Here is a 21,728-nt window from a genome sequence, read left to right on the forward strand (position 1 = left end):
GTCCATCGGGGTCATTGCCGGCATCGCGCACGATGCCGGCATCCTCGGCTGCGATCACGATGATCGCCACAACGGCGCGTATTTTGACCGCCACTTAACAACCGATCCCCAATGACGTGATGCATTTCGCATCGTCACCTTCGGTCGGTATGCTGTGCCGCATGCAGCCAAAGAAATACGCCCTGCCGCTGATGGTCCTGTCGCTGGCCGCCACCACCGTGGCCCACGCGCGCGGCACCATCGACAAGGTGGACATCAAGGGATTGGACAAGGGCGACGACGCCGCAATCATCGAGAACATCCAGGAATCGCTGTCGCTGTACGACACGATCGGCAAGGAACAGGGCGAATCCCGCCTGGAATACCTGCTGTCACAGGCCGAGCGGCAGACCCGCCAGGCACTGGAACCGTTCGGGTACTACAACCCGGTGATCAAGGTCGAGGCGCCGCGCGAGGACGAGCACGTGCGCGTGCTGATCCACGTTGACAAGGGCACCCCGGTCACCGTGCGCCGCGAGCACATCGATATCACCGGCCCGGCGATGTATGACCAGTACCTGCAGGACGACCTGGCCGCGTTCAAGCCGCGCAAGGGCCAGCGCTTCGTGCATACCCAGTACGAAGCCAGCAAGATCACCATCACCCGTCGCCTGGCCGAGCGTGGTTACTTCGACGCCGACTACACCCAGCGCCAGGTGCAGATCACCCGCGCCGACAATGCGGCCGACATCGACCTGACCTGGGACAGTGGCCGCCGCTACAACATGGGCCCGGTGCGCTTCGAGCAGGATTACTTCGTCGACAAGCTGTTCGATCCGCTGGTGTACTGGGACCAGGGCAGCTACTACCACGAGGGCAAGCTGGATCGCCTGCGGCAGTCGCTGACCAAGCTGGACTATTTCAGCGTGATCGATATCCAGCCGCGTCCGGACCAGGCCGACGAAAACGGCGACGTGCCGGTGGACGTGAAGCTGACCCGCGCCAAACGCACCATCTACACCGCCGGTCTGAGCTACGGCAGTGAGAGCGGCCCGGGTGTGCGTGGCGGCATCGAGCGGCGGTTCCTGAACAACCGCGGCCACAAGATGAACACGCAGCTGGACTACGCGCAGAAGCGCAAGAGCCTGGTCACCAGCTACCGCATTCCTGCGTTCAACTGGCTCGATGGCTGGTACACCTTTGCTGCCAGCGCCTATGACGAGCAGACCGACTACATCGACCTGCGCAACTTCAAGCTGATTGCCAGCCGCAGCGGCGAGATCAACGAGCACTGGACCGCGATCGCCTCCATCAACGCGCTGCGCGAGCGCTGGCGCTACGCCTCCGGCACCGAGTTCACCAGTGCGGTGTACAACACCTCGACGCTGGTCTACCCGCAGATGGTTGCCGACTACGTCAACGTCGATGACGAGATGTTCCCGCGCAAGGGCATCAGCGGTACGGCGACGATGCGTGCCGGCGTTGAAGGTGCCGGCTCGGACACCAGCTTCGTGCAGGCCAACGCCGTGCTGCGCTGGTACATCCCGGTGGGTGAAAGCAACCGCCTGATCCTGCGCGGCGAAGGGGGCACCACCTGGACCAGCGATCTGGTGGCGATGCCGCCCAGCCTGCGCTACTTCGCCGGTGGTGACCGCAGCATCCGCGGCTATGCCTACCGCGAGGTGGGGCCGCGGACCCCGGCGCCAGACAAGTACGCGCTCGGTGCCAAGAACCTGGTGATCGGCTCGGCCGAGTACGAGCATTATTTCAATGGCGGCCCCTGGGGTGCGGCGGTGTTCGTCGATACCGGCAGCGCCTTCGACAACACCATTGATCTGCACACCGGCGTCGGCTTCGGCGTGCGCTGGAAATCGCCGGTGGGCCCGGTGCGCGTGGATATCGCGCATGGCTTGAACAACCCCGATTCGCAGTTCCAGCTGTACCTCAACATCGGAGCGGACCTGTGAGCACGCCCGCACCGACCCCGAACGCGCCGCCACCGCGCGTGCGTTTCTATCGCCGCCGCCGCTTCTGGGCATGGTCCGGCATCGGCGTGATCGGCTTGGTACTGCTGGCCCTGCTGGCGGTCTACTGGCTACTGCAGACCGTGGCCGGCCGTGATGTGCTGCTGGCACAGGTGGTCGCACGGCTGCCGGTGGGCGCCAGCTTCACCTGGGACAAGGTGGACGGCCCGGTGGCCGGCCCGCTGACCCTGTACAACGTCGACTTCCGCTACGACGACATCCATTTCCACGCCGAGCGCGCGCACCTGGAGCCGGACCTGCGCCCGCTGCTGGGTCGCAAGCTGCTGCTGGACAAGCTGGAGCTGACCAACGCGACGCTGAACCTGGCCAAGAGTGACGAGCCGTTCAAGCTGCCGTCGTGGCCCGATTCGCTGCCGCAGATCGAGATGCCGTTGGCCATCCAGGCCGACGTCATCGCCATTGATGGCTTCCGCATCAGCCAGGCCAACGAGCCTGTGATCGACATCAGCCGCGTGCGTGGTGGCATCGAGATCGCCAATGGTGAGTTCCAGGCGCACAAGCTGGTGGTGGACAGCGACATGGGCAACTTCACCGCCCAGGGCCGCTACATCCCGGCCAAGGACTACGACACCGATGTGACCGTCACCGCGGTGCTGCCTGCTCCACGTGGGCGTACCGCCGCCACTCTGGGTCTGGTCGCGCGCGGTGACCTGTCGCACATGGAAGTGGCGGTGGCCGGGCGTGCGCCGAAGCCGCTGCATGCCATGCTGGTGTTCGACGGCCGCACCGATCCGAGCTGGAATGCCAGCATCCGCAGTGACGAACTGGATCTTTCGCTGTTGTCGCCGGCATTGGCCAGCTCGGCGATCGCGCCGCTGGCGCTGGACTTCACCGCTGCCGGCAAGGGCGGCAACGCCAACCTGCGAGGCAAAGTGAAGCAGGGCGATCAGGAACTGGAGCTGGCACCGTCGGTGGTGTCGTTGCAGGACCAGGTACTGAAGGTCTCGCCGCTGCTGGTGAAGGGCCTTGGTGGCGAAGCCCGGCTGGAGGGCACCGCCGATTTCAGTCAGGAAGACCAGCAGAAGCTCAACTTCTCGGTGGTCGCCCATGATCTGACCTACGTACCGGCACCTGATCCGAACACCGCCGGCAGCGCGCCGGTGCCGGTCACCCTGAAGGAAGCACGCTTCGGTCTGGCCGGTACCCTGAAGGCCTGGGCGGCGATCGGCCGCGCCGAGGTCGAGCGCGACGCACAGAAGGCGCAGCTGCACTTCGACGTGCGCGGCAACGATCAGGCCGCGTCGATTCACCAGCTGCAGGCGCAGACGCCGGGTGGCCAGCTGCAGGTGGAAGGCCAGGTGGCCTGGGCACCGCAGCTGGACTGGGATGCCAAGGCCACGCTGAAAGATTTCGACCCCGGCTATTTCGTGCCGGGCTGGAACGGTCGTCTGTCCGGCAACCTGGCCTCCAAGGGACGCCAGCTGCCGCCGCCGGCAAACGCGCCGCCGGGTACCGCCGGCACGCTGGAAGCCACCGTCGATCTGCCGTCGCTGAAGGGTGTGCTGCGCCAGCGCAATCTCGACGCGCAGGGCAAGTTCGCACTGCAGGGCGCGCAGGGCGAGGGCAATCTGAAACTGTCGCTGGGCAGCAGCCGGGTGACCGCTTCGGGCAAGGTCGGTGATCGCCTCGACATCGATGCGCGTTTCGAGCCGCTGCAGCTGAGCGATCTGCTGCCGGGCGCCGATGGCGGCCTGCGTGGCCAGGTACAGGTGAAGGGACCGCGCGATGCGCCGGACATCACCGCCGACCTGGTCGGCAGCAACCTCAACTGGGACGGCTACGGCGCCGAGAGCGTGAGCATCAAGGGCCACCTGCCGTGGCGCGGCGACAGTGGCACGCTGGCGATCCAGGGCCAGCAGGTCAACGCCGGCATGCTGCTGGAACGCTTGAACGTGGATGCGCAGGGCAGTGTGTCCAACCTGCGCCTGGCGGCGCAGACCCGCAACGAGATGGGCGCGATCGAGCTGCAGGGCAGCGTCCGCCAGCAGGGCGCGCAGTGGCGCGGCGAGCTGGCTGCGCTGCGCATCGCACCGGTGAAGGGCGATGCCTGGTCGCTGCGTGCACCGGCGGCGTTCGCGATCAACGGCAGCACTTACACGCTGTCCGAAGCCTGCCTGGCCGCCGCCAGCAGCGGTGCGCTGTGTGCACAGGCCAACTGGCCACGCGAGGGCTTGGTGGTGCGCAGTGATGCGCTGCCGCTGGCGCTGGTGCAGCCGTGGTTGCCGCCGCAGTCCGGCCGTCGCATCTATCTGCGTGGCGATGTCAGCCTGGACGCCCAGATCCGCCCGCGCGGCAATGCCTGGGAAGGCCATGTGGAAGTGCGCTCGAAGGAAGGCGGCGTGCGCCTGGGCGAGAACCGCAACACCGTGGGCGATACCACCCGTGGCGAACTGGTACGCTATGACCAGTTCTCGCTGAAGCTCGACATGACCCCGGCGAGCATCAAGGGCTATCTGGGCATGGGCTTCCAGGGCAACGGCTTCGTCGACGCGAAGATGCAGACCGGCTGGGAAGCGAGTGCGCCGCTGAACGGCGAGCTCTACCTCAACATGTCACGGCTGTACTGGCTGGAGCTGTTCTCGCCGGACATCGTGCGCCCGACCGGCCTGATCGAAGGCCACGTCAGCCTGCGCGGCACGCGCGGCCAGCCGTCGCTGGGCGGTGATGCGCAGCTGAGCAACTTCAAGGGCGAGTTCCCGGCGCTGGGCCTGACCTTTGACCAGGGCAAGGGCAGCTTCGTCGCCCAGCCCGATGGTTCGGCCAAGATCACTGCGCAGGCCAACTCGGGTCAGGGCACGCTCTATGTCGACGGTGGCCTGTCGTGGTTCGGTGATGCACAGCCGCTGCAGCTGAAGATCCATGGCGAGAACGTGCTGCTGTCCAACACCAGCGAGCTGCGCATCGTCGCCAATCCCAACCTCGACTTCACCCTGGCCAAGGCGGCGATGGAGCTGCGTGGCACCGTGCACGTGCCCGAAGCGGACATCGACATCGAGCGGCTTGACCGCGGCACCTCGGTGTCCGAAGACGTGGTGGTGCTGGACCCGGCCGATCCGGAAGAGTCGCGCACTTCGCCGCTGGATATGGACCTGGTGGTCAGCCTTGGTGACAAGGTGAAGATGACCGGTTTCGGCCTGAAGGGCGCGCTGACCGGCAAGATGCAGGTCTGGGCCAAGCCTGGCCGCGAAATGACCGCCAATGGTGGCCTGGAAGTAAGTGGTCGCTACAAGGCGTACGGGCAGGACCTGACCATCACCCGTGGCAACCTCACCTGGAACTACAACGCGGTGTCCGACCCGCGCGTCAACATCCGCGCCGAGCGCCGGATCGGTGATGTCACCGCCGGCATCGACGTGACCGGGCGTGCGCAGCAACCGCGTGCGGACGTGTGGTCCGATCCGGCGATGTCGCAGTCCGAAGCACTGGCCTACCTGGTGCTGGGCCGCAGCCTGACCGGCGCCAGCAGCGACCAGGCACAGCAGGTGAACGCGGCGTCGGCTGCGTTGTCGGCGGGCAGCGGGCTGCTGGCCTCGCAGCTGGGTGCCAAGCTGGGCCTGGACGATGCCGGCGTAAGCCAGTCGCGCGCGCTGGGCGGCTCGGTGATCGGTGTCGGCAAGTACATCTCGCCCAAGCTGTACGTCGGCTACGGCGTGTCGCTGGTCGGTGCCGGTTCGGTGATTACGCTGAAGTACCTGCTGCGTCGTGGCTTCGACGTGGAAGTGGAGTCGAGCACGGTGGAAAACCGTGGGTCGATCAACTGGCGGCGGGAGAAATGACCGGGTCGGGGGCGGTGCCCTTTCGTTGAGAGGGTCCGACCCCCGGCTTCTTCAGCTGCGGCGCAGCCGCTGGCGGTGCCCGGACAGGTCCATGCTCCACAGCAGCAGCGCACCCAGCAGCGCCGGCAGCACGCTGAGCACGGACAGCATCACCAGGAATGACACTGGCAATTCCATGCGGACGGGCTTGCCCCGGCGCAGCTGGTAGCGGATCCATGCCGTGGCCAGCACGGTCCAGGCCAGCAGCCAGCACAGCGGTGCCAACCACAGCGAAGGCGAGGGCACCCACAGGTAGACGGCGGTACCGACCGCTGCGATGGCTGCGCAGGCGACCGGCAGGGTCAGCCAACGCAGCCGGGAAGGCGGCACGGACGGGTCTTCAGGGGCGCTCTGCCAGACGAACAGATGACGCAGGCCAATGGCCAGCAGCGTGCCGAGCAGTGGCGCCAGCGCTGCCGTGCCCAGCACGATCGCCCTGCGCTGCTCTTCCGACTGGTAGGGCAGCAGCGTGTTGGCGATCTGGGTGGTGGCCAACGCGATGAAGGCCATCAACGTCAGCGCCACGCTTGCCAGCAGTGCACGCAGCAATGACAACTGTGCCGCGGTGAGGCGGGTGACATCGCTGGCGCCGGCCCAGAAGCGGGCTTGGCCCGCATCGATGCCGGGCGGTAGAGGACGGTCCTCCTGGCAGCCCAGTACGTCCATCAACGCTGCGGCCTGGCGCGGCACGCGCAGCGGCAGCGCGGACATCAGGTTGCGCAGGTGCGAACGCGGTTCGCGCAGCTGCTGAAGGCGGCTGGCAGCGTCATCGTGGCTGGTCCAGCGTCCGCCACGCGCCTCCATCTGCTGGGCCAGCAGATCGGTCTGCGCGGGCAGTTGCAGCCAGTCCTGCCAGGCGTGTTCGGCCAGCTCGCGCAGTTCGCCTGGTGCCAGGCCGCAGCCCGCGTCGTCCCAGCCGAAGGCCTGGTAAAGCGCCGCGGCTTCGGACAGGTTCATGGGCGCCTGCCGCGCGCGCAGCGCCTGCAGCACCCTGGCACTGGCTTCAGCGCGCTCGTCCAGGGACCACTGGCTGCGCAGGCCCTGCAGGTACACCGCGAAAGGCTGCGGGTCGGTGGATTTGGCGCGCTCCAGCAGGTCCATCCAGTTGCTCATGGGTTTGCCTCGTGTGGGGGCTGCAGGCTTGAACGATCACTGTCTGCATTGCCGGGGGAGCTGGAAAATGCCCCGCGGAGGATTGCGATGGTGGCCAGCAGGGCGCACGTCAGAAGCAGTGCCAAAGCGACCGTTCGCCGCGTGAAGCGTCTGCGTGACGGCACGGAATGGTGCAGGGCGTCGCATGCGGCCGCCCAGAACATGACCTGCCTGCGCTGCAATGGCGGTGGGAGCGCCACGTGCGCCATCACAGGCACGCCGACAAGGTAATGCAGCGTTTCACGCATTTCTTGTCGCGTGCGCGCGGACAGCGCCTGGATGCGCGCGCGCAGTGGGTGCCAGGGGCCACTGAGCCGGGCGACACGGGTGCGGGCCTGCACCACCGAAACCGGCGCATTCTCGAGATGCATGTAACGGGCGAGCGCGGTCTCGTTGCCTGGCACCAGCAACCAGCACAGGTGCATGCTGTGGCCGAGGGCGGCCATGTCGTAGCACTCGCGGATACTGTCCCGGTCATACCACTGGAAGCGGTCGGCCAGCTGCTCGAAGTTCGCTTGAGGGAACGGCGTAGTGCCCTTCATCAGCCGTTGCCAGATTGCCAGGTTCACCGCGCCAGCATCCGCAGGGGGCTGCAGTTCCGGGGACTGCTGCAGCCAGGCTGCGAAGTCTGCCGGATCGCGTTGCTGACCGTTGCGGACGATGCGGTCGGCAAGCGCCTCGGCGGCAGATGGCCCTGTCGAATGCGTGGTGCCCAGATCGATTCCTGCGATCATCGGTCCTTCCCTGGTATCCGTGCCTGATTCTAGCCAGCATCGGTGCCCCCAACCATCGGCCGTTGCCCCATCGGCCCCCAGCGGCTATGGTCCCCGGCTGTTCTGTATTGCCGGAAACGCCGATGTCTGCCCGCAAAGCCCTTCCCACCGCCCTGGCCCTGGGCCTGACCCTGGCCGCCGGTGCCCACGCCGATGAAGGCATGTGGATGCCGACCCAGCTGCCGGACCTGGCCAAGCCGCTGCAGGCCGCTGGCTTCAAGGGCAATCCGGCCGACCTGGCCAATGTCACCGCGCCGCCGCTGAGCGCGGTGGTCCGTGCCGGTGGTGGCACCGGCTCGTTCGTGTCTGCCGACGGCCTGCTGCTGACCAACCACCACGTGGCGATGGGCGTGATCCAGTACAACAGCTCGCCCGAGCACGACCTGATCAATGGCGGCTTCATCGCCAGGGACCGTGCCGACGAGCGCCCGGCCAACCCGGACTTCCGCGTGCTGGTCACCGTCGGCTTCGACAAGGTGACCGACCAGGTGCTGGCACAGGCCCGTGGCAAGACCGGCCGTGCCTACTTCGATGCCGTCGATGCGGCCAGCAAGCAGATCGTGGCCGAGTGCGAGAAGGACGGCAGCGTGCGCTGCTCGGTGGCCAACATGTACTACGGCACCGACTTCTACCGCATCGCCCAGCTGGAGCTGAGCGACGTGCGCCTGGTGTATGCGCCGCCGCGTGCGATCGGCAACTACGGCGATGAGATCGACAACTTCATGTGGCCGCGCCACACCGGCGACTTCACTTTGCTGCGCGCCTACGTGGGCAAGGACGGCAAGCCGGCCGCCTACAGCAAGGACAACGTGCCCTACCAGGCGCCGGCACACCTGCAGATGTCGGTGGAAGGCCCGAAGGAGGGCGACTACGCGATGCTGGCCGGTTACCCGGGCATCACCTACCGCCACCGCACCGCGGCCGAGTTCGCCGGTCAGATCGATACCGTGCTGCCGCGCCGCGTGTCGGTGTTCCAGCAGATGATCGACACCATCGAGGCCGCCAGTGCCAAGGACGCGCAGGCGCGCACCCGCTACGCCTCGCAGCTGCAGTCGCTGAAGAACAACCGCAAGCGCGCCGCCGGTGAGCTGGAAGGCTTGCTGCGCAGCGACGCCAAGGCCCAGCGTGCCGCCGACGAAACGGCGATGCTGGCTGCCACCGACCGCAAGTACCAGGGCGATATCAAGGCGCTGCTGGCCAACCTGTCGCAGGGCGCGGCGGTGGGCGAGCGCGACCTGCTGCTGGACCAGATGGCCGCGCAGAGCCAGCTTCTGCGCTCGGCATTGCTGCTGGAACGCCTGCGTATCGAATCGGCCAAGCCGGACGCGCAGCGTGAGAGCGGTTTCCAGCAACGCGACCAGGCGATGATCGAAGGCGTGCTCAAGCAGGTCCAGCGCCGCTACGCGCCGGAGGTCGAGAAGGCGCTGCTGACCACCCTGCTGACCCGCTACCAGCAGCTGCCGGACGCGCAGCGCGTGGCCGAGTTCGACGCGGCCTTCGGCCGTACCCCGCAGCAGCTGGCCACGGCGCTGGATACCCTGTATGCCGGCACCCAGCTGGGTGACGAGGCGCAGCGCCTGTCGCGCTTCGCCGCCGCACGCGAAGGCAAGGCCCTGGCCGCCGATCCGCTGATCGCCGTGGCCGGCCCGCTGGTGGCCGCGCAGCTGCGCATCGAGAACGAGAGCAAGACCCGCGAAGGCGAGCAGCTGCGCCTGCGTCCGGCGTACATGCAGGCGCTGTTCGCCTGGCGTGCCAAGCAGGGCCGCGCGGTGTATCCGGATGCCAACCGCACCCTGCGCATCAGCTACGGCAAGGTCGAGGCGCTGCACCCGCGCGATGGCGTGACCTACTCGCCGGTGACCACTGTGGCCGGTATCGTCGAGAAGCACACCAACGCCTATCCGTTCGATGCACCCAAGCCGCTGCTGGCAGCGATCGCCAAGGGTGACTTCGGCAGCACCGCCGACCCGGCCCTGAAGACCCAGACGGTCAACTTCCTGACCAACCTGGATACCACCGGCGGCAACTCCGGCTCGCCGGTGCTCAATGCCAAGGGCGAACTGATCGGCCTGAACTTCGACAGCAACTGGGAGTCGGTCAGCGCCAGCTGGTGGTTCGACCCGCGCTACAAGCGCGCCGTGCACGTGGACATGCGCTACCTGCGCTGGCTGCTGGCCAAGGTCTACCCGGCGCCCGAGCTGCTGAAGGAAATGGGCGTGCCGGCCCAGTAAGACGCCGGCCACGACCCACGGTCGTGGCCCGCACCGCGTAGGCCCCCACCTTGGTGGGGGTGGTTGCCCCCAACGCGCCCGCACCCCTGGCCACGCCTGGCCTACACTGCGGGTTCTTCCGATGGAAACGCGCGCGTGGTCTCCAGCTGGATCCTGCTGCTGGTCTCGGTTGCCTATGCCGCGCTGCTGTTCGGCGTGGCGTGGTGGGGTGACCGTCGGCCGATGTATCCCGACCGGCCGTGGCTGCGGCCGGTGGTCTACAGCCTGGCGCTGGCCGTGTACTGCTCGTCGTGGACCTTCTACGGCGCGGTCGGCACCGCCGTGCGCAACGGCGTGGGCTACCTGCCCATCTACATCGGCCCGCTGCTGCTGCTGTTGTTCGGCTGGCGCATCATCGAGCGCCTGGCGCTGATCGCACGCAGCCAGAACGTAGTCTCCATCGCCGATTTCATCTCCTCGCGCTTCGGCCGCTCGCGGCGGCTGGCGGCGCTGGTGGCGATCATCGCGCTGATCGGCATCATTCCGTACCTGGCCCTGCAGTACAAAGCGGTGGCGATGAGCCTGCAGGTGTTGACCGGCAACACCGGCCCGACCGGCTTCTTCACTGATCCGGCGCTGTACGTGGCGCTGCTGATGGCGTTGTTCGCCACCCTGTTCGGTACCCGCCAGGTTGATGCCACCGAGCACCACCACGGCATGATGCTGGCGATCGCCTTCGAATCGGTGATCAAGTTGCTGGCGATGCTGGCCGTGGGCGTGTTTGCCTACCTGTGGCTGAGCAACCGCAGCGACGCGGTGGTCGAGTCGGTGCACACGCTGTTCACCGGCCTGCCGCCGGTGGGATTCATCTCGCAGACCCTGCTCAGTTTCCTCGCGATCATCTGCCTGCCGCGCCAGTTCCACGTGGCCGTGGTCGAATGCGGTGACGTGCGTGACGTGCGCCGCGCGCGCTGGATGTTCGGTGGCTACCTGGTGCTGATCTCGGGCATGGTGTTGCCGATCGCCACCGCCGGCGTGACCCTGTTCGGCACCGGTGGCAGCGTCGCCGACGATTCGATGGTGCTGGCCCTGCCGCTGGCCGAAGGCCGCAATGCGCTGGCGCTGATCGCCTATGTGGGCGGCTTCTCGGCGGCCACCGGCATGGTCATTGTGTCTTCGATCGCGCTGGCCACCATGGTCAGCAACGACCTGGTGATGCCGGTGCTGCTGCGTCGGAGCGGTGACCACCAGGAAGCGGCCGACGTCGCTTCGCGCGTGCTGTGGATCCGCCGCCTGGCAATCCTGCTGCTGGCGCTGATGGCCTACAGCTACTACCGCACCAGCAGCAACGACAGCACGCTGGCCTCGTACGGCCTGATGGCGTTCGCAGCGGTGGCGCAGTTCGCGCCCGGCCTGATCGGCGGCCTGTACTGGCGCGGCGCCAGCCGGCGCGGCGTCGAGGTGGGCATGCTGCTGGGCTTTACCACCTGGCTGTACACCCTGCTGCTTCCGGCGATGACCATGGCCGGCTGGGTCGATGCTGGCTGGGTGCAGCACGGCCCGTTCGGCATCGAGTGGCTGCGCCCGCAACAGCTGTTCGGCATGACCGGTTGGGATCCGCTGACCCATGGCACGTTCTGGTCACTGCTGGTCAATGCGGCGACGATGATGCTGGTGTCCGCGCGCTGGCGGCCCGGCGTCGACGAGCGACTGCGTGCCGTACCCTTCCTCGATCCGTATGCCGAACGTCCGTCGGTGGCGGGTGGCTGGCCGGGCCACGTGCATGTGGGTGATCTGCTGGCGCTGGCTTCGCGCGTGGTCGGCGAGCGCCACGCGCGGCGTTCGTTCTTCGAGCAGGCACAGTCGCTGGGCCGTGAGCTGCAATCTTCGGCGCCTGCGGACCGCCCCTGGGTACAGTTCACCGAGCGCCTGTTGGCGGCCTCGATCGGTGCGGCCTCGGCGCGCCTGCTGCTGACCAGCCTGTTGCGTGGTTCGGGCATGGACCTGGGCGAAGTGGTGGCGGTGCTGGACGAAGCCGGGCAGGAACTGCGTTTCAACCGCGAGATCCTGTCGACCACGCTGGAGAACATCAGCGCCGGCGTCAGCGTGGTTGATCCGGACATGCGCCTGACCGCATGGAACCGCCGCTACCAGGACATGTTCGGCTACCCCGACGGCATGCTCTACGTGGGCCGCCCGGTGGCCGACCTGATCCGCTACAACGCCGAACGCGGCGAGCTGGGCGAAGGCGATATCGAGGTGCAGATCAATCGCCGCATCGGTTACATGCGCGCGGGGTCACCACATGTGTTCGAGCGCACCCGCAGCGATGGCAAGGTGATCGAGATGCGTGGCCAGGCGCTGCCCGGTGGCGGCTACGTAACCAGCTACAACGACATCACCGATTACAAGCACGCGGAAAAAGCACTGCTGGAGGCCAACGAGACGCTGGAACAGCGCGTGGCCGAGCGCTCGCATGAGGCTGAGGTCGCGCAGCAGTCGAAGACCCGTTTCCTGGCGGCGATCAGCCATGACGTGCTGCAGCCGCTGAACGCAGCGCGGCTGTTTGCTTCCGCGCTGCGCGACAGTGATCACGTGAGCGACGAGCAGAAGCATCTGGCCGAACGCGTGGATGCGTCGCTGCGTGCGGCCGAAGAACTGCTTGATGGCCTGCTGGACGTGTCGCGGCTGGATGCCGGTGGCCTGCACCCGGTGATCGGCGAGTTCGACGTGAGTGCGTTGATGCGCGAACTGGCCGCGCAGTACACCCCGGTCGCCGCCGGCCGTGGCCTGCGCCTGGACCTGTTCGCACGCCCGGCATGGGTGCGCAGTGACCGCCGCCTGCTGCGCCGCGTGCTGCAGAACTTCCTGGCCAACGCGCTGCGCTACACACGGCAGGGGCGCATCGTGCTGGCGGTACGCCAGCGCGGCGACGAAGTGGAGCTGCAGGTGTGGGATACCGGTCCCGGTATTCCCGAGCACCACATGCGGCAGATCTTCGACGAGTTCCACCGCTACCAGCAGCCCTTCGACTGGGGCGAGCAGGGCTTGGGCCTGGGCCTGTCGATCTGCCAGCGCATCTCGCGCCTGCTCGATCATCGCCTCAATGCGCGCAGCCGGGTCGGCAAAGGGTCGATGTTCTCGATCATCCTGCCGCGGGTGGCGCCGCTACCGGGCTACACCGAACTGGCCGCGCCGGTACAGCCCGTCGCCGCGCCGGTGCGGAGCGATTCGCTGGCCGGCCTGCGCGTGCTGTGCGTGGACAACGACGAAGAGATCCTCGACGGCATGCGCGCGTTGCTCGGCCGCTGGCAGGTGCAGGTGATTACGGCATCGACGGTGGATCAGGCGCTGGAGAAAGTGGCCGAGCGGCCGCAGGTGATGCTGGTGGACTACCACCTGCACGACCGCATGGACGGCCTGGATGCGTTGGTGGCGCTGCGTGAAGCTGCCGGTTACCCGCTGCCGGGTGCGTTGTTGACCGCCGATGGCCGCGATGAGCTGAAGCGGATGGCACGCGAGCGTGGCTACCGCGTGCTGACCAAGCCGATCAAACCGGCTTCGCTGCGCGCCTTCCTGGGCGCGTTGCGCGATGCAGGCAACAGCGATGCCTGATAGCAAGTGTAGAGCCGATCCAACGCTCGGCTCCTGCGCGAGGCATGGTGTTCCGTGGTTCGGTCGAACAGCAGCCGAGCATTGGCTCGGCTCTACAGAAATCCAGTTGCGCGGGCCCTCTGTAGCGCCGAGCCCATGCTCGGCTTCCGCGCGCTGCACGGTGCTGATATAGCCATCGCTATACAAACCAGCCCTGCCTGCGTGTTTCGCTGGAAATGCGCCACGCGCGAATCGCGATGCTAAGCTTCGCGTCCCCTTGGGGAGTAGCCGGATTCCTTCGCAGGAATCGTCCACGTCAACATACTCGGCCGGTGCGCCGTGGCGTGGACAACCATGATGGTTGGCGAGACCAGCGGCCCGCGCGCGCAACGTCAGGTTGGGCGCGAGCGCAGGCCGTGCGTCCGTCCTAGCCCGACCTCAGCAGCTGCCCATGTCCCCCATTTCGATCCTCCTGATCGGCTTTGCCATGTCCACCGATGCCTTCGCTGCGGCGATCGGCAAGGGTGCGGCCATGCGCAAGCCGGTGTTCCGCGATGCACTGCGGGCCGGCATCATCTTCGGCGTCATCGAGGCGATCACGCCCATCATCGGCTGGCTGCTCGGCCGCGCCGCGCTGCAGTACGTCGAAGCCTTCGACCACTGGATCGCCTTCGGCCTGCTCGGCGCACTGGGCATCCACATGATCTACAACGGCCTGCGCCCGGAAAGTGCCGACGAGAACGAAGACCCCTCCCAGCACCATGGCTTCTGGAAGCTGGCGTTGACCGGTTTTGCCACCAGCATCGACGCGATGGCGGTAGGCATCGGCCTGGCCTTCATGGACGTGCATATCGGCGTGATGGCCGCGGTCATCGGCCTGTGCACGCTGACCATGGTCACCGCCGGTATCATGCTCGGCCGCGTGCTGGGCAGCATGGTCGGCAAGCGTGCCGAGATCATCGGTGGCGTGATCCTGGTGATCATCGGTGCGACGATCCTGTACGAGCACCTGCACGGCGTGGGGTAACACCTGCCCCTGTAGAGCCGAGCCCATGCTCGGCTGCTTCGAGCGGCAGCCGAGCATGGGCTCGGCTCTACCTCAGGGTATTGGCTGACAAGCATTGCGGTGTTGAACTGATGGAAGGGCTGTCATGCGTGCCATAGCCTCTTCGCATGGCCAGTCCCGCACTCCGCCTTGGTCGCTGGTCGCAGACCGGCAATGTCTACGCGATCACGGCTGTGACACGCGCACGCCGTCCTTGGTTCGACGACAAGGCCAACGTCGATCTGCTGATCGAAGCGCTGCGCACCGTAGAGCGAACGGGGCGGACCTCCTCCCTCGCCTGGGTGGTGATGCCGGATCATCTACATTGGCTGTTCGAACTCCGTACCGGCACGCTTGCCGGCTGCATGCAGATCCTCAAATCACGGAGCGGGCGTTCCATCGGCAGGCGCGCTGATGCCAACGCGCCGATCTGGCAGCCGGGATACTACGATCATGCGCTGCGCAGCGATGAGTGCCTGCGCACGCAGGCGATGTACATCGCGGCCAATCCCGTGCGTGCTGGGCTGGCCACGCGCATCGGGGAATACCCCTATGTGTGGAGTCGATGGCCGCTTGAAGCGTGATCTGGAACCTGGCGAAGAGCAAACGAGCATGGGCAGGCTCGGCTCTACAAAGGCAGGTGCTGTGGGGTCCTGTAGAGCCGAGCCTGCGCTCGGCTCACGCGCGTAGCGCGGGCTTCAGGCGAACAGCAGCCGAGCATGGGCTCGGCTCTACAGCGGAGGTCTCAGTCTTCTTCCGGCGGCAGCACGATGGCGTCGTCGTCGATCGCCAGCTTGCCCGCCATCAGCACGGCCTGGGTACGGTTGGTCACGCCCAGCTTGCGCAGGATGGCGGTGACGTGGGCCTTGATCGTTGCTTCGGAGACGTTGAGGTCGTAGGCGATCTGCTTGTTCAAGCGACCTGCGCCCAGCATCTGCAGTACGCGGAACTGCTGCGGGGTCAGCTCGCGCAGGCGCTGGCCGACTTCGCGCTCTTCGCTGCCGGTGGGCGGCACGTTGTGCGCTTCCGGCGGTGCCCAGGTCTCGCCATCGAGGATGGTGCCCAGTGCATGACCGATGGTGTCCGAATCCGCAGACTTCGGAATGAAGCCCAGCGCGCCGTGGTCGAGCGCGCGGCGCATCACCGTCGCCTCTTCGCGCGCGGACACCACCACCACCGGCAGGTGCGGATGCAGCGAGCGCATGTGCACCAGTGCGTTGAAACCCTGCGCACCGGGCATGTTGAGATCCATCAGGACCAGGTCGGCGTCGTTGTGCTGGTCGGCCAGCGCGTACAGCGCTTCCACGCTGTCGGCCTCGAACAGCTGCACGCCGGGGATGACCCGCTGCACGGCCCCACGCAGGGCTTCGCGGAACAGCGGGTGGTCATCGGCAATCAGGAGGGTGGTCATGGGTCGAGCTTATCGATCAGGAGAAAGAGCGACGTGATGGCAGGTACAGGACGGGTCGGACACGGCCGGGTCCCTCCTCCCGGCCACGTCCCTGGCGCGTCCTGCGCCTGCAGTCACGCCATCAGCGCACCTTGCGCTCGTCCACCAGCGACGCCACCACCGACGGATCGGCCAGGGTCGAGGTGTCGCCGAGCTGGTCCGGCGCGTTCTCGGCGATCTTGCGCAGGATGCGGCGCATGATCTTGCCCGAGCGGGTCTTCGGCAGGCCCGGTGCCCACTGCAGGTGGTCCGGCGTGGCGATCGGGCCGATCTCCTTGCGCACCCAGGCGACCAGTTCCTTCTGCAGTTCGTCGTTGGGGGTCTCTTCGGCCACCAAGGTGACGTAGGCGTAGATGCCCTGGCCCTTCACGTCATGCGGGAAGCCGACCACGGCCGCTTCGGCCACCTTCGGGTGCGAGACCAGCGCGCTTTCCACTTCGGCGGTGCCGATGCGGTGGCCGGACACGTTGATCACATCGTCGACGCGGCCGGTGATCCAGTAGTAGCCGTCTTCGTCGCGGCGGCAACCGTCGCCGGTGAAGTAGCTGCCCGGGTAGGTGCGGAAATAGGTATCGATGAAGCGCTGGTGGTCGCCGTACACCGTGCGCATCTGGCCCGGCCAGGAATCACGGATGATCAGGTTGCCCTCGGTCGGGCCGTCCTGGATCTCGCCATCGGCATTGACCAGCGCCGGCTGCACGCCGAAGAAGGGCAGGGTGGCCGACCCCGGCTTGAGGTCCATCGCGCCGGCCAGCGGCGAGATGAGGATACCGCCGGTCTCGGTCTGCCACCAGGTATCGACGATAGGGCAGCGGCTGTCGCCGACCACCTCGTAGTACCAGCGCCAGGCTTCCGGATTGATCGGCTCGCCGACGCTGCCGAGCAGGCGCAGCGTCGCGCGCGAGGTCTTCTTCACCGGCTCCTCGCCTTCGCGCATCAATGCGCGGATGGCGGTCGGGGCGGTGTAGAAGATCGTCACCTTGTGCTTGTCGATGACGTTCCAGAAACGCGAGGTGTCCGGGTAGTTCGGTACGCCTTCGAACATCAGCGAGGTCGCGCCGTTGGCCAGCGGCCCGTACACGATGTAGCTGTGGCCGGTAACCCAGCCGACGTCGGCGGTGCACCAGTAGATGTCGTCCTCGCGCAGGTCGAACACCGCTTCATGGGTGTAGGCCGCGTACAGCAGGTAACCGCCGGTGGTGTGCAGCACGCCCTTCGGCTTGCCGGTGGAACCGGAGGTGTAGAGGATGAACAGCGGGTCTTCCGCGTTCATGCGTTCCGGTTCGCAGGTGGACGGCTGGCTGTCCACCACATCGTGGAACCAGCGGTCGCGCGGGGCCTGCATGTCCACCGCGCCGCCGGTGTGGCGCACCACCAGCACGGTTTCCACCGTGTTCGTGCCCGGCAGTTTCAGCGCGGCATCGACGTTGGCCTTCAGCGGAATCTTTCGACCACCACGCAGGCCCTCGTCGGCGGTGATGATCAGCTTGCTCTGGCAGTCGCTGACGCGGTCGGCGATCGAGTTCGGTGCGAAGCCACCGAACACCACCGAGTGGATCGCACCGATGCGCGCGCAGGCCAGCATGGCCACCGCGGCGTCGACGATCATCGGCAGGTAGATGGTGACGCGGTCGCCCTTCTTGACCCCGAGGTTGCGCAGCGCGTTGCCGAGGCGGCAGGTGCGCTCGTACAGCTCGCGATAGGTCACGTGCTGGGCCGGTGCATCCGGGCCGTCCGGCTCGAACAGCAGGGCGGTCTTGTCGCCGCGCGTTTCCAGCTGGCGGTCCAGGCAGTTCACGCTGGCATTGAGCTCGCCATCTTCGAACCACTTGATGTGGAAGTCGGACAGGTCGTAGCTGACGTTCTTGATCTTGGTCGGCTTGCGCATCCATTGCAGGCGCTCGGCGGCCTTGCCCCAGAAACCATCCGGGTCGGTCACCGACGCCTGGTACTGCTGTTCGTACGACGTCTTGTCGATGCGTGCCTTGGCGGCGAACTGCGGATCGACGGGGTAGATATCAGCCATGGCACCCTCACTTGCACGTTGACTTTGTATGTGCGGTCGCAGCATCGCAACGACCGATCCCCCTCAGTTTGCCCCATCCACCCCCGGCCGCGTCACCACCTTGGTTAGACCATGGTCGAAAGTGAGCGTCCTGCAGGGCCGGGTTCGACCAATGGCCAATAGCCGCTGTGCGTGAACGCCCCGCAGTCTCGGCTCGACCGTGCCCCACGCGCGGCATCACCTTGCCACTTGGGAGAGAGGGCAACATGAGCCACCGTACGTTGAAAGCCGTGCGCACACCTTTGGCGGCCTGCCTGTTGGTCGCCCTGGTCGCACCGGGCATGGCGTTCGCAGAGACCGCCAAAGAGAAAGCGCTGGAAGCACGCGTTGCCGAACTGGAACGCCAGGTCCAGCTGCTGCTGTCTTCGCAGCAACAACAACAGACCCAGATCAGCCAGACCCAGCAGGCGGTGACCGAAGTCCGCACGGTGCAGGCCGAGCAGAAGCCGGTCGCTTCGGTGCCGGCGGGCAAGCAGCCGATCCAGGTCACCACCATCACCCCGGGCGCGGCGCCGGGCACCACGGTCAAGATCGGTGGCTTCATCAAGGCCGACTTCCTGGCCACCCAGACCAGCGATGGCCAGCTGGCCGACGACGCCACCGGCCGCTCGCTGTACCTGCCGGGCCAGACCCCGGTGGAAGGCGCCGGCGGCAGCGGCAAGCGTTCGGGCACCGATTTCAACGCCCACGCCAAGTTCTCGCGCTTCAACCTGGGCATCGACAACGTGAGCGAATCGGGCAACAAGGCCGGTGCGTTCTTCGAGATGGACTTCTTCGGCAACTCGCTGGGCAACCAGACCGCCACCAATACCTACGGTGTGACCCTGCGCCACGCCTACATGTACTGGAACAACTGGATGGCCGGCCAGACCTGGTCCAACTTCATGGATGCGGCGTCGCTGCCGGAAGCGGTCGACTTCGTCGGCCCCACCGATGGCGTGATCTTCGTGCGACAGGCCCAGGTGCGCTACACCCAGGGCGGCTTCAGCGTCGCACTGGAAAACCCGGAAACCACCACCCTCACCGGAACCCGCAATCCGGTCACCGGGGCCTGGACCAACGCCAGTGCCAACTCCGACCGTGGCAGCCTGCCCGACCTGACCCTGCGCTATGGCTGGAAGGGCAACTGGGGCACCTTCGGTGTCGGCGGCATCGTCCGTCAGCTGAAGGTCGACAACCAGGCCACCGGCGCCAAGGCCGACAAGGTGGCTGGCGGCCTGACACTGGGCGGCAAGTGGGTGATGGGTGACAGCGATTCGCTGCACTACCAGCTGACCGGCGGCGAAGGCATCGCCCGCTACATCGGCCTGGGCATCACTGCCGACAGCGCCTACGACGTGGCCCGCGACGAGCTCAACCCGACCGGCGTGCTTGCTGGCTACGTGGGCTGGCGGCATGCGTTCTCGCCGAAGCTGCGCACCAACCTGATCTACGCGCGCAGCGACTACGACAACGACAGCATCCTCGGCCCGCTGGTGACCAAGAGCGTGCAGAGCATCCGCGGCAACATCTTCTACTCGCCGCTGCCCAAGGTCGATATCGGTGCCGAGCTGATGTACGGCCGTCGCGAAGTGGAGAACGGCAACAAGGGTGACATCACCCGATTGCAGTTCACCACCAAGTACAGCTTCTAAAGGAGTGCCGACCAAGGTCGGCACCTACAGAGATTGTGTGCCGACCAACGGTCGGCACTCACCAACAACGATTGCTTCGGAGGGGAAGCGTCCCATGTCCAGTACACCCAGCACCGCACACAAAGCGGGCACCCTGACCCAGGGCCACAAGAAGGTCATCTTCGCCTCGAGCCTCGGTACGGTCTTCGAGTGGTATGACTTCTTCCTGTACGGCTCGCTAGCCGCCATCATCGCCAAGCAGTTCTTCAGCGGTGTCAATGAAACCACGGGCATGATCTTCGCCCTGCTGGCGTTCGCCGCCGGCTTCTTCGTGCGTCCGTTCGGCGCGGCCTTCTTCGGCAGCCTCGGCGACCGCATCGGCCGCAAGTACACCTTCCTGGTCACCATCCTGATCATGGGCATCTCGACCTTCCTGGTCGGCGTACTGCCCAACTACGCTTCAATCGGTTTCGCCGCGCCGGTGATCCTGATCATCCTGCGCCTGGCCCAGGGCCTGGCGATGGGCGGCGAGTACGGCGGTGCTGCCACCTACGTGGCCGAGCATGCGCCGGACGACAAGCGTGGCCTGTACACCAGCTTCATCCAGTGCACCGCCACGCTCGGCCTGTTCATGTCGCTGCTGATCATCCTGGCCTGCCGCTACTTCCTGGGCAATGAAGCCTTCGAAGCCTGGGGCTGGCGTATCCCGTTCCTGGTCTCGATCCTGCTGCTGGGCGTGTCCGTGTGGATCCGCCTGCAGCTGAGCGAATCGCCGTTGTTCCAGCAGATGAAGTCCGAGGGCAAGGGCTCCAAGACGCCGTTCCGTGACAGCCTGAAGGGCGGCAACCTGAAGCTGATGCTGCTGGTCCTGCTCGGCGCTGCAGCCGGCCAGGCCGTGGTCTGGTACGGCGGCCAGTTCTACGCGTTGTTCTTCCTCAGCAGCATGCTGAAGGTCGATGCCACCACCTCCTACCTGCTGATCGCGGCGGCGCTGGCGTTGGGCGTGCCGTTCTTCATCTTCTTCGGCTGGCTGTCCGACCGTATCGGCCGCAAGAAGATCATCCTGGCTGGCTGCCTGCTGGCGGCTGTTACCTACATCCCGATCTTCAAGGGCCTGACCCACTTCGCCAACCCGGCCATCGAAGAAGCTCGCAGCAGCTCGCCGGCCCTGGTCGTGGCCGATCCGAACACCTGCTCGTTCCAGTTCGATCCGGTGGGCCTGCGCAAGTTCACCAGCTCCTGTGACGTGGCCACCGCCGCGCTGACCAAGGCCGGTGTGCCGTACGACGTGCAGCCCGCCGCCGCCGGTTCGCTGGCGATGGTGAACGTGGGCAGCGCCAGCGTCACCTCGTATGAGGCCGCCGGCCTGACCAAGGAAGACGGCAAGGCCAAGGCCGATGCGTTCGGTGCGGAACTGAAGACCGCCCTGACCACTGCCGGGTATCCGGCCAAGGCTGATGGCGCCCGCATCAACATCGCCGGCACCATCTTCATGCTGTGGCTGCTGGTGCTGTATGTGACCATGGTCTACGGCCCGATCGCCGCTTACCTGGTCGAACTGTTCCCGACCCGCATCCGCTACACCTCGATGTCGCTGCCGTACCACATCGGCAACGGCTGGTTCGGTGGCTTCCTGCCGGCGATCTCGTTCGCGCTGGTGGCCGGTACCGGCAACCTCTACTACGGCCTGTGGTACCCCATCATCATCGCGCTGATGTCGGTGGTGATCGGTGGTCTGTTCCTGCGCGAGACCAAGGACGTGGATATCACCAAGTAAGAATGATATTCATCGGATGAAGGAGAGGCCGTGGTGCAGACCACGGCCTTTTCGTTTCCCTGTAGCGCCGAGCCATGCTCGGCGACCGCGCAACGCGCGGCACAAAATTCCGCAGACGCGAACAGACAGCACTCAATGCCGTAATCGCGGTTGACAGGCATCCGAAGCCACAGCCCGTATCTGACCCCATCGAGACGTGCAGCACCCCGT

The 21,728-nt window shown here is 66.4% G+C and carries 12 protein-coding genes and 1 riboswitch; of the genes, 8 read left to right on the forward strand and 4 right to left on the reverse strand.

The genetic code is table 11. The features are described from left to right. Positions 1–149: 149 nt before the first annotated feature. Positions 150–1,946, forward strand: a complete 1,797-nt coding sequence (locus N5J73_RS11660) for an autotransporter assembly complex family protein (protein ID WP_080354788.1) — start codon at positions 150–152, stop codon at positions 1,944–1,946. Continuing rightward, positions 1,943–5,800 carry a translocation/assembly module TamB domain-containing protein gene (locus N5J73_RS11665; protein ID WP_164078597.1) on the forward strand — a complete coding sequence of 1,286 codons (3,858 nt, stop codon included), beginning with the start codon at positions 1,943–1,945 and terminating at the stop codon, positions 5,798–5,800. The genes N5J73_RS11660 and N5J73_RS11665 overlap by 4 nt, the downstream gene beginning before the upstream one ends. Positions 5,801–5,851: 51 nt before the next feature. Here N5J73_RS11665 and N5J73_RS11670 read toward each other — a convergent pair whose 3' ends face one another. Both N5J73_RS11670 and N5J73_RS11675 read right to left on the reverse strand, forming a co-directional pair. Beyond that, positions 5,852–6,952 (reverse strand): hypothetical protein, encoded by a 1,101-nt coding sequence (locus N5J73_RS11670; RefSeq protein WP_049443839.1) that lies wholly within the window; start codon positions 6,950–6,952, stop codon positions 5,852–5,854. After that, the gene (locus tag N5J73_RS11675) at positions 6,949–7,725 is read right to left on the reverse strand and encodes a hypothetical protein (protein ID WP_049443836.1); all 777 of its coding nucleotides are present in this window, start codon (positions 7,723–7,725) and stop codon (positions 6,949–6,951) included. Before N5J73_RS11675 ends, N5J73_RS11670 begins: the two co-directional genes overlap by 4 nt. A 122-nt stretch (positions 7,726–7,847) precedes the next feature. Between N5J73_RS11675 and N5J73_RS11680 the strand changes: the two genes are divergently transcribed. The 4 genes from N5J73_RS11680 (at position 7,848) to N5J73_RS11695 (ending at position 15,197) form a co-directional block, all read left to right on the forward strand. After that, on the forward strand, positions 7,848–9,995 hold the full coding sequence (locus tag N5J73_RS11680) for a S46 family peptidase (protein WP_049443833.1): 2,148 nt from the start codon (positions 7,848–7,850) through the stop codon (positions 9,993–9,995). Positions 9,996–10,130: 135 nt separating this feature from the next. Further along, positions 10,131–13,589 (forward strand): PAS domain-containing hybrid sensor histidine kinase/response regulator, encoded by a 3,459-nt coding sequence (locus tag N5J73_RS11685; protein WP_164078598.1) that lies wholly within the window; start codon positions 10,131–10,133, stop codon positions 13,587–13,589. 252 nt (positions 13,590–13,841) lie between these two features. Continuing rightward, positions 13,842–13,931: riboswitch (yybP-ykoY riboswitch) on the forward strand. Between the two features lie 88 nt (positions 13,932–14,019). Further along, the gene (locus tag N5J73_RS11690; protein ID WP_049443829.1) at positions 14,020–14,595 is read left to right on the forward strand and encodes a manganese efflux pump MntP family protein; all 576 of its coding nucleotides are present in this window, start codon (positions 14,020–14,022) and stop codon (positions 14,593–14,595) included. Positions 14,596–14,741: 146 nt separating this feature from the next. Then, the gene (locus N5J73_RS11695) at positions 14,742–15,197 is read left to right on the forward strand and encodes a transposase (RefSeq protein ID WP_049443827.1); all 456 of its coding nucleotides are present in this window, start codon (positions 14,742–14,744) and stop codon (positions 15,195–15,197) included. Positions 15,198–15,358: 161 nt separating this feature from the next. Here N5J73_RS11695 and N5J73_RS11700 read toward each other — a convergent pair whose 3' ends face one another. Together N5J73_RS11700 and acs are read right to left on the reverse strand one after the other, a co-directional pair. Further along, positions 15,359–16,024: a response regulator transcription factor gene (locus N5J73_RS11700; protein WP_006477308.1), complete on the reverse strand. Its 666-nt coding sequence runs from the start codon at positions 16,022–16,024 to the stop codon at positions 15,359–15,361. A 121-nt stretch (positions 16,025–16,145) separates the two neighbouring features. Further along, a complete protein-coding gene (gene acs / locus N5J73_RS11705) occupies positions 16,146–18,089 on the reverse strand; it encodes an acetate--CoA ligase (RefSeq protein WP_088480335.1) in 1,944 nt (647 codons plus the stop codon). 245 nt (positions 18,090–18,334) lie between these two features. Between acs and N5J73_RS11710 the strand changes: the two genes are divergently transcribed. Together N5J73_RS11710 and N5J73_RS11715 are read left to right on the forward strand one after the other, a co-directional pair. Continuing rightward, entirely contained in the window at positions 18,335–19,762 is a 1,428-nt protein-coding gene (locus tag N5J73_RS11710; RefSeq protein ID WP_049443822.1) for a DcaP family trimeric outer membrane transporter, read from the forward strand. Positions 19,763–19,856: 94 nt separating this feature from the next. Beyond that, complete coding sequence (locus tag N5J73_RS11715; RefSeq protein WP_049436031.1) at positions 19,857–21,518, forward strand: MFS transporter; 1,662 nt, start codon at positions 19,857–19,859, stop codon at positions 21,516–21,518. Positions 21,519–21,728: the final 210 nt, after the last annotated feature.

It is taken from the genome of Stenotrophomonas sp. GD03654, assembly GCF_029845105.1.
GTDB classification, from domain to species: Bacteria; Pseudomonadota; Gammaproteobacteria; order Xanthomonadales; family Xanthomonadaceae; genus Stenotrophomonas; species Stenotrophomonas africana.